The organism is Pseudomonas sp. KB_12, assembly GCF_052114545.1.
Taxonomy (GTDB): Bacteria; Pseudomonadota; Gammaproteobacteria; order Pseudomonadales; family Pseudomonadaceae; genus Aquipseudomonas; species Aquipseudomonas brassicacearum.
Genome location: NZ_JBFREY010000048.1, coordinates 22,604 through 30,228 on the forward strand (window position 1 = coordinate 22,604; position 7,625 = coordinate 30,228).

The window sequence follows — 7,625 nt, forward strand, 5'->3', positions numbered from 1 at the left end:
CGATCATCGCATGCTGTCGCAGTTGCCTCCCCGCCATGTACTCCTTGAACGACGCCGCCCTGAGCTGCGAATGAGGACATTTTAATGAGCAAGACCAACGCAGACCTGATGGCCCGCCGTACCGCCGCTGTTCCACGCGGTGTTGGCCAGATTCACCCGATCTTTGCCGAATCGGCGAAGAACGCCACGGTAACCGATGTTGAAGGTCGTGAGTTCATCGACTTCGCCGGCGGCATCGCCGTGCTGAACACCGGTCACGTGCACCCGAAAATCATCGCCGCCGTGACTGCACAGTTGAACAAGTTGACCCACACCTGCTTCCAGGTCCTGGCCTACGAGCCGTACGTGGAACTGTGCGAAAAAATCAACGCCAAGGTGCCGGGAGATTTCGCCAAGAAAACCCTGCTGGTGACCACCGGTTCGGAAGCGGTGGAAAACGCCGTGAAAATCGCCCGCGCCGCCACGGGCCGTGCCGGTGTGATCGCCTTCACCGGCGCTTACCACGGTCGCACCATGATGACCCTGGGCCTGACCGGTAAAGTCGTGCCGTACTCGGCCGGCATGGGCCTGATGCCAGGCGGCATCTTCCGTGCGCTGTACCCGAACGAACTGCACGGCGTGAGCATCGACGATTCCATCGCCAGCATCGAGCGTATCTTCAAGAACGACGCCGAGCCGCGTGACATCGCGGCAATCATCATCGAGCCGGTACAGGGCGAAGGTGGTTTCTACGTAGCGCCCAAGGAATTCATGAAGCGCCTGCGCGCTTTGTGCGACCAGCACGGCATTCTGCTGATCGCTGACGAAGTGCAGACCGGTGCCGGCCGTACCGGCACTTTCTTCGCCATGGAGCAGATGGGCGTTGCCGCCGACCTGACCACCTTTGCCAAGTCCATCGCTGGCGGCTTCCCGTTGGCCGGTGTCTGCGGCAAGGCCGAATACATGGATGCCATCGCGCCGGGTGGCCTGGGCGGCACCTACGCCGGTAGCCCGATCGCTTGTGCGGCGGCGCTGGCGGTGATGGAAGTGTTCGAAGAAGAACACCTGCTGGACCGCTGCAAGGCTGTGGGCGAGCGTCTGGTGACCGGCCTCAAGGCGATCCAGAAGAAGTACCCGGTCATCGGTGAAGTGCGTGCCCTGGGCGCGATGATCGCCGTGGAGCTGTTCGAAAACGGCGACTCCCACAAGCCGAACGCCGCAGCGGTAGCCCAAGTCGTGGCCAAGGCGCGCGACAAGGGTCTGATCCTGCTGTCCTGCGGCACCTACGGCAACGTACTGCGGGTGCTGGTGCCGCTGACCGCGCCGGACGAGCAACTGGACAAAGGCCTGGCGATCATCGAAGAGTGCTTCTCCGAACTCTGAGTGACGGTTGTGCGCTGATCCACAAAAACCCGCCTTCTGGCGGGTTTTTTCATGTCCGCGAAACTGCCTGGTGGATTTTGAGCTGTCTGGAACGACCACCAACGTCTAAGGTGCAAGTATGGCAAGGGAGCATGCTGCATGACTGCTGTGGATTTACCCGCTGTACCCCGTGTGCTGATCGCCGAGGCCGATCCGGCGTCTCGCGAGCTGCTTGAGCAGGTGTTGTCGGGTGTGCGCTGCGATGCTCGGGTGGACACTTGTGGCGACGGCAAAGAGGCTTTGGATTTGCTGGCGAAGCATCCCTACGACCTGGTGATCGCCGATTGGGAGCTGCCGGGGGTTGATGGCCTGGCGATTCTGCGTGGCCTTCGCCAACAGCATCGCACGCCGCCGTTGCCGTTCATCCTGATGAGCCGGCGCAACGACAGCGCCAGCGTGCGCGAGGTCTTGCCGCTGGCGCCGATCGCGTATCTGACCAAGCCCTTGAACCGGGAAAACCTGACCCAGCGTTTGCAGGGGTTGCTAGTGGGTGGCGGTGAAGAAACCTCCAACGATGCGCCGGTTCCGGGGCCGGCGTTGACCTTGCTCACCTTTCTGGAACGTCGGCGTGACCTGTCCGAGGGCGCACCCTTGATGACTGATGTGCAAGTGGCGGTCAAGCGTAGCCTCAACCCCGGCGGCCTGGACCTGAAACTGCTCGAAGAAGAGATCCGCACCGACCCGCAGATCACCGCGGTGCTGATCGCGGCGGCCAACAGCGCTGCCCAGCATCAGGGCGGTGGCCCGGTGCAGACCGTGGCCCAGGCGCTACACCAGCTGGGTTCCGGACCAAGCATGAACCTGATCCTCGCCCTGACCCTCAAACGCTGCGCCCGGCTCAGCGTCCCATGCCTGGCGGACTATGCCGAACGTTACTGGGAGCTGTCGCTGCACACGGCCGAATACGCCCGGACGATGGCACGCTTGCTGGACCTGGAGCAGGAGCGCTGCTATTGCGCCGGGTTGTTGCATCGCCTGGGCGACCTGGCGTTGCTGCGCTGCCTGGAAGAGTGGAAACAGGCCGGTGGCGAGCTGGACGAGCCGGAGGAAGTCGGCGACTCGCTGGACATGTTCGGCGCCAGTTTCGGCTCGGCGTTACGTGCCCGCTGGCGTCTGCCGTTGGAGCTACGGGAGTTGATCGCGGCGGTCTATAGCTTGGGGGGCGGGGTGTATTCCCGTGAGGCCTTGGTGATGAACATGGCGGCACAGATGGCGCACCTGCCCGCGCATGAGGGCCTCGAAGAACTGGCCCGTAGCCGAACGGCGCGGTTGCTGAAGATCGGCTTGCCGGAGTTGATGCGGTTGCGCCGTAAGTAAGACCACCGCCTAACCCCTGTGGGAGCGGGCTTTGTGGGAGCAAAGCTTGCTCGCGATGCAGGCAACTCGGGTTCAAGTGGACACCGAGGCGCTGCTATCGCGGGCAAGCCTTGCTCCCACAGTTGATCAGTGGCGGGACAACTCACTCAAGCAGCGATGATACGGTTCTTTCCCTTGCGCTTGGCTTCGTACATGGCCGCGTCGGCGCGGGCGAACAGGCTGTCGAGGGACTGGTCTTCGGGGGTAATGGTGGTCAGGCCCTGGCTCACGGTAATGCCGAAGTTCTGTTCACCGCAGCGGAACATCAGGCGCTGGATTTCCCGTTGCAACCGCTCGGCTACTTGCATCGCCATGTCCGGGGGGCAGCCGGGGAACACCGCGGCGAACTCTTCGCCGCCGATCCGCCCGAACAGGTCACCGCGCCGGAGCACGGACCGCCCGCTTTCGGCGATTCTCTGCAACACGGTATCGCCTTCCTGATGGCCGTAGGTGTCGTTGATCACCTTGAAGTCATCGATGTCCAGCAACAGGAACGCCATGGGCATGCCTTGTAGCCGTGCCTGCTCGAACTCACGGTGGGCACATTCGAAGAAATGCCGGCGATTGCTGCTTTGGGTCAGCACGTCGGTGGTCGCCAGGCGCTGCAGTTCGCTTTCCAGCAGCTTCTTTTCGGTGATGTCTTCGGCAATGCCCACCACAATCACCGGTTGCCCTGGCTCGGCCTTGCGGTTGATAAAGCATTTGTCGCTCAGCCAGCGGATCTGGCCGTTGCCGGCGATGATGCGGTATTCACGGTCTTCGACGGCGCCTTTGACCAATACCTCGGCCAGGCTGCGCTCGGCGTACTCCAGGTCGTCGGGGTAGATTGCGTCGCGCCATTCGTTGAAGTCAGCCAGGACCAGGCCGGCGGGGCGGCCGAAGATCCGCTCGTAGGCGGGGCTGACATACAGCACCTGCCGGGTTTCCCAGTTGAACGCCCACAGCACGGCATTGACGCTGACCAGCAACGAGCTGAACAGCTGCTCACGCTCGCTCAGGCGCGCCACTTCACCCTGGGCATGCATCAGCGCCATGAGCGTCTGGGCTGCCTCGGGCCATTGAGGTAGGGAGTAATCCTGTAGGTTCTTGTCGACCATCGGCACAAATCTCAAAGAGCATGCACTGCTGTTGGTTCGCACGCGCTTTCTCCAAAACCCGCCTGGATGGCGAAGTGCTCCTTGAGATAGGGGATTTGGGGCGAAGTTCCTTTTCAGGCGACGAAGGGCGGGGGATTTAGCGAGTCAGATGCCAAGTGTTGAACCTGTGGCGAGGGAGCTTGCTCCCTCGCCACAGTGGTTTTGTCAGGCCGTGGCAGGCCGTAGCGAGTAGGTCTTGAGCTGGTCGGCGAAGTCCCGCAGGGACTGGATGCCGCTGGCCTCGGCTTCGTGGACCCATTCCTTGATGGCGGCGAGCATGTCGTGGCCGTTGCTGCTGGTCTTGACCCAGATCTGCTGTAGGGCCAGGCGTTTCTCGTAGATCACCTTCAGCGCCTGGCTGTGTTCGAGCATGTTCTGGATGCGCACGTGGTGACGGTCGTCCAGCAGGCTGGTTTCCCGCGACAGCAGGCGTTTGGCCCGGTGGAACTGGTGACGCACCGAGTGATCGACCTTTTCCAGTTCCTGCTTGACCAGCGGCGCGATGACCAGCCGGCGGTACTGCGCCATGATCTGGAAACGGTTGTTGAGGATCGCCATGGCCGTGTCCATGTCCAGGTGGCCCTTGCCTTCGACCCGGTGGGCGATCGGCGCAACCCGCTGGACCTTGGCCAGGCGCAGGAAACTGAACACCCGGATCCAGGCCCAGCCCAGGTCGAACTCCCATTTGCGTACCGACAGCTTGGCCGAGTTGGGGTAGGTATGGTGGTTGTTGTGCAGCTCTTCGCCGCCGATCAGGATGCCCCAGGGCACCAGGTTGGTCGCCGCGTCGCGGCATTCGAAGTTGCGGTAGCCCACGGCATGGCCCAGGCCATTGACCACGCCGGCGGCCCACACGGGAATCCACATCATCTGGATGGCCCAGATGGTGATGCCGATGGTGCCGAACAACAGCAGGTCGATGATGCCCATGATCGCCACGCCCAGCAGCGGGAAGCGGCTGTAGAGGTTGCGCTCGATCCAGTCGTCGGGGCAGTTCTTGCCGTAGATGCGCAGGGTTTCCGGGTTTTCCGCCTCGGCCCGATACAGCTCGGCGCCTTTGCGCAGCACGGTGGACAAGCCTTTTATGACCGGGCTGTGCGGGTCGTCGACGGTTTCGCATTTGGCGTGGTGCTTGCGGTGGATGGCGGTCCACTCGCGGGTGTTCTGCGCCGTGGTCAGCCATAGCCAGAAACGGAAGAAGTGTTTGAGGCCGGCGTTGAGCTCCAGGGAGCGGTGCGCCGAATAACGGTGCAGGTAGACCGTGACGGCAATGATCGTGACGTGGGTCATCAGCAGGGTGACTGCCACCAGTGACCAGGCCGACAAGCCAAGAAAACCTTCGTACCACATAGGCTGTAGGGCCCTCGATAAAAATAGAAACAGCCGTTGCATTATCACCGGCCGTACAGATAAAACCAGTCGGCCTTTCAGATAAGAGTGGCTGAATGTTTCTTCCTCTATAATCCCCACCTCTCTGTAGGGACATGGATGGCCGAATGCCTGCCCATCAACGCAGTGCCATGCGCGTAGCGCTGCTTTACCTTGTGTTGTCAGTCGTCTGGCTGCAACTGATTGGTTATTTATTGAGCAGTTTCTTCGATCAATTCGCTGACAGGCAACGCTGGCTGCTGATCAACGGCTATGCCTGGGTCCTGCTCAGCGCCGGGTTGATCTTCCTGGCGCGGGCGCGGATCTCGCGATTTTTCGCCAAGGGCGAGCACGGTGTTGATCGAGAGCGCCTGCGCCAGGCTGCCGCCGTCTTCGATTGCACCCGCGAAGGGGTGTTGGTGACTGACCGCAACGGCCTGATCGTGCACGTGAACCGGGCCTTCATGGCGATCACCGGTTATGTGCGGGATGAAGTGTTGGGCCAGCGCCCCTCCCTGTTCAAGTCCGGTCGCCATGGGCCGGAATTCTATCGCGACATGTTTACCTCCCTGGACAGCCTGGGGGAGTGGAGCGGCGAGATCTGGAATCGGCGTAAAAGCGGTGAGATCTACCCGCAATGGCAGACGATCCGCGTCATTCGAGACGACAGCGGCGAGGTCAGCCATTATGTCGCGGTGTTTTCCGACATCAGCGCCATCAAGGATTCCGAGCACGAACTGGCCTACCTGGCCCATCACGACCCCCTGACAGGCTTGCCCAACCGCCTGCTGTTTTCCGATCGTACCGAGCAGGCCCTGGCGTCGGCGCAGTTGCACAAGCGTGGCTGTGCCCTGTTGCTGCTGGACCTGGATCACTTCAAGAACATCAATGACAGCCTGGGTCACAACGTGGGCGATGAATTGCTCAAAGGCGTGGCCGAGCGGTTCTGCGGGCTTTTTGCGCCGGGCGTGACCCTGGCCCGGCTGGGGGGCGACGAATTTGCGGTGCTGGTGGAAAACTGCTCGCAACCGGGCCAGGCAGCGGCGCTGGCCCGGCGCATCCTGGATGCCTTGAAAGAGCCCCTGCGGTTTGATGACCACGCATTGTTCATCAATGCCAGCATCGGCATCAGCCTGTTTCCCGGCGATGCCCTGAGCGCCGGGCAGCTGCTGCGCAATGCCGATTCGGCGTTGTTCAAGGCCAAGAGCGCCGGGCGCGACGGCTACGCCTTGTACACCGAAGAACTTACCGCCCACGCCCAGCAGCGGGTCGAGATTGCCTTCGAACTGCGGCGCGCGCTGCAGCAACAGGAGTTGCGCGTTCACTACCAGCCGGTCCACGACCTGGCGACCAGTTGTCTGATCGGTGTCGAGGCGCTGGTGCGATGGGAGCATCCCACGCGTGGATTGGTGTCGCCGGCCGAGTTCATTCCCATCGCTGAACGTACCGGCCTGATTGCCCAGGTCGATGCCTGGGTCATGGACCAGGCCTGCCGGCAGATGTGCCAGTGGCAGCAGGCCGGCGTGGCGCTGTCGTTTGTCGCTGTCAACGTATCGAGTCGGTTGTTTGCCCGTCGTGAGTTGTATGACCAGGTCGCCCAGGTCTTGCATGACACGGGCCTGGATCCGGGTTGCCTGGAACTGGAAGTGACGGAAAGCGCGGTAATGGAAGACCCGGAGGTGGCGCTGGAGCAGATGCATCGCCTGCGGGAGTTGGGCGTGCGCCTGGCCATCGACGATTTTGGCACGGGCTATTCGTCGCTGCTGCGGCTCAAGCGTTTGCCGGTGCAGAAGCTCAAGATCGATCAGGGTTTTGTCGCGGGGTTGCCTTGGGATGAGGACGATGCCGCGATCGTCCGGGTGATCATTGCCCTGGCCCATAGCATGGGGATGCAGGTGCACGCCGAGGGCATCGAGCAGCGTGAGCAGGCGGTGTTTTTGCTTGGACAGGCGTGTGAGTTGGGGCAGGGTTACTGGTTTGGTCGGCCCGTGGCGGCGGCGCTGTTGGATTGGGGGCGGGCGCCGGTTATTGCTTGATCGTCAGGGGGATTGATGGCGGCCAGACAGCTGGCCAGGATTTTGTGATCGGGTACATATCCATTTCTGCGGTAACGGCGGCTTATGGTTCCGCTTTTACAGCGGGTCACTTTCGAAAAGCGCGAAAGTAACCAAAGCGCTCATGCCCCACCACTCGGCACCTCGCTTAGGCTCGGTGTGCCCTCACTCCGGCATTGCTCCGTGGGCCCGCCGCGAAGGGCCATCCATGGCCCAGCGCGGCTATCCCGGCATCCATGCCGGGATGCCCACTCCACAATGCCTGCGTTCGGCCAGCGTGGTTAACGGGGCGCCCGAGATCAACGTCCAC

5 protein-coding genes are annotated in these 7,625 nt (G+C 62.2%); 3 read left to right on the plus strand and 2 right to left on the minus strand.

All coding sequences use genetic code 11. The annotated features are described in order from the left end of the window. Window positions 1-84 precede the first annotated feature (84 nt). Window positions 85-1,362: a 4-aminobutyrate--2-oxoglutarate transaminase gene (gene gabT, locus AB4Z20_RS25910; RefSeq protein WP_018606645.1), complete on the plus strand. Its 1,278-nt coding sequence runs from the start codon at window positions 85-87 to the stop codon at window positions 1,360-1,362. Window positions 1,363-1,500: 138 nt separating this feature from the next. Continuing rightward, the gene (locus AB4Z20_RS25915) at window positions 1,501-2,718 is read left to right on the plus strand and encodes an HDOD domain-containing protein (protein ID WP_253470775.1); all 1,218 of its coding nucleotides are present in this window, start codon (window positions 1,501-1,503) and stop codon (window positions 2,716-2,718) included. Window positions 2,719-2,864: 146 nt separating this feature from the next. On the opposite strand, the gene AB4Z20_RS25920 is transcribed toward AB4Z20_RS25915, so the two are convergent. Together AB4Z20_RS25920 and desA are read right to left on the minus strand one after the other, a co-directional pair. Then, window positions 2,865-3,854 carry a GGDEF domain-containing protein gene (locus AB4Z20_RS25920; protein ID WP_442090942.1) on the minus strand — a complete coding sequence of 330 codons (990 nt, stop codon included), beginning with the start codon at window positions 3,852-3,854 and terminating at the stop codon, window positions 2,865-2,867. A 204-nt stretch (window positions 3,855-4,058) separates the two neighbouring features. Continuing rightward, window positions 4,059-5,243 carry a delta-9 fatty acid desaturase DesA gene (gene desA, locus AB4Z20_RS25925; RefSeq protein ID WP_214512927.1) on the minus strand — a complete coding sequence of 395 codons (1,185 nt, stop codon included), beginning with the start codon at window positions 5,241-5,243 and terminating at the stop codon, window positions 4,059-4,061. Between the two features lie 146 nt (window positions 5,244-5,389). On the opposite strand from desA, the gene dibA reads away from it, so the two are divergent. Continuing rightward, complete coding sequence (gene dibA, locus AB4Z20_RS25930; RefSeq protein WP_258690146.1) at window positions 5,390-7,297, plus strand: phosphodiesterase DibA; 1,908 nt, start codon at window positions 5,390-5,392, stop codon at window positions 7,295-7,297. Window positions 7,298-7,625: the final 328 nt, after the last annotated feature.

What these genes read in the sequence shown, in the direction of transcription:
- gabT (WP_018606645.1), top strand. Translation starts at nt 85, where the DNA reads ATGAGCAAGACCAACGCAGACCTGATGGCCCGCCGTACCGCCGCTGTT.
- AB4Z20_RS25915 (WP_253470775.1), top strand. Translation starts at nt 1,501, where the DNA reads ATGACTGCTGTGGATTTACCCGCTGTACCCCGTGTGCTGATCGCCGAG.
- AB4Z20_RS25920 (WP_442090942.1), bottom strand. Translation starts at nt 3,854, where the DNA reads ATGGTCGACAAGAACCTACAGGATTACTCCCTACCTCAATGGCCCGAG.
- desA (WP_214512927.1), bottom strand. Translation starts at nt 5,243, where the DNA reads ATGTGGTACGAAGGTTTTCTTGGCTTGTCGGCCTGGTCACTGGTGGCA.
- dibA (WP_258690146.1), top strand. Translation starts at nt 5,390, where the DNA reads ATGCCTGCCCATCAACGCAGTGCCATGCGCGTAGCGCTGCTTTACCTT.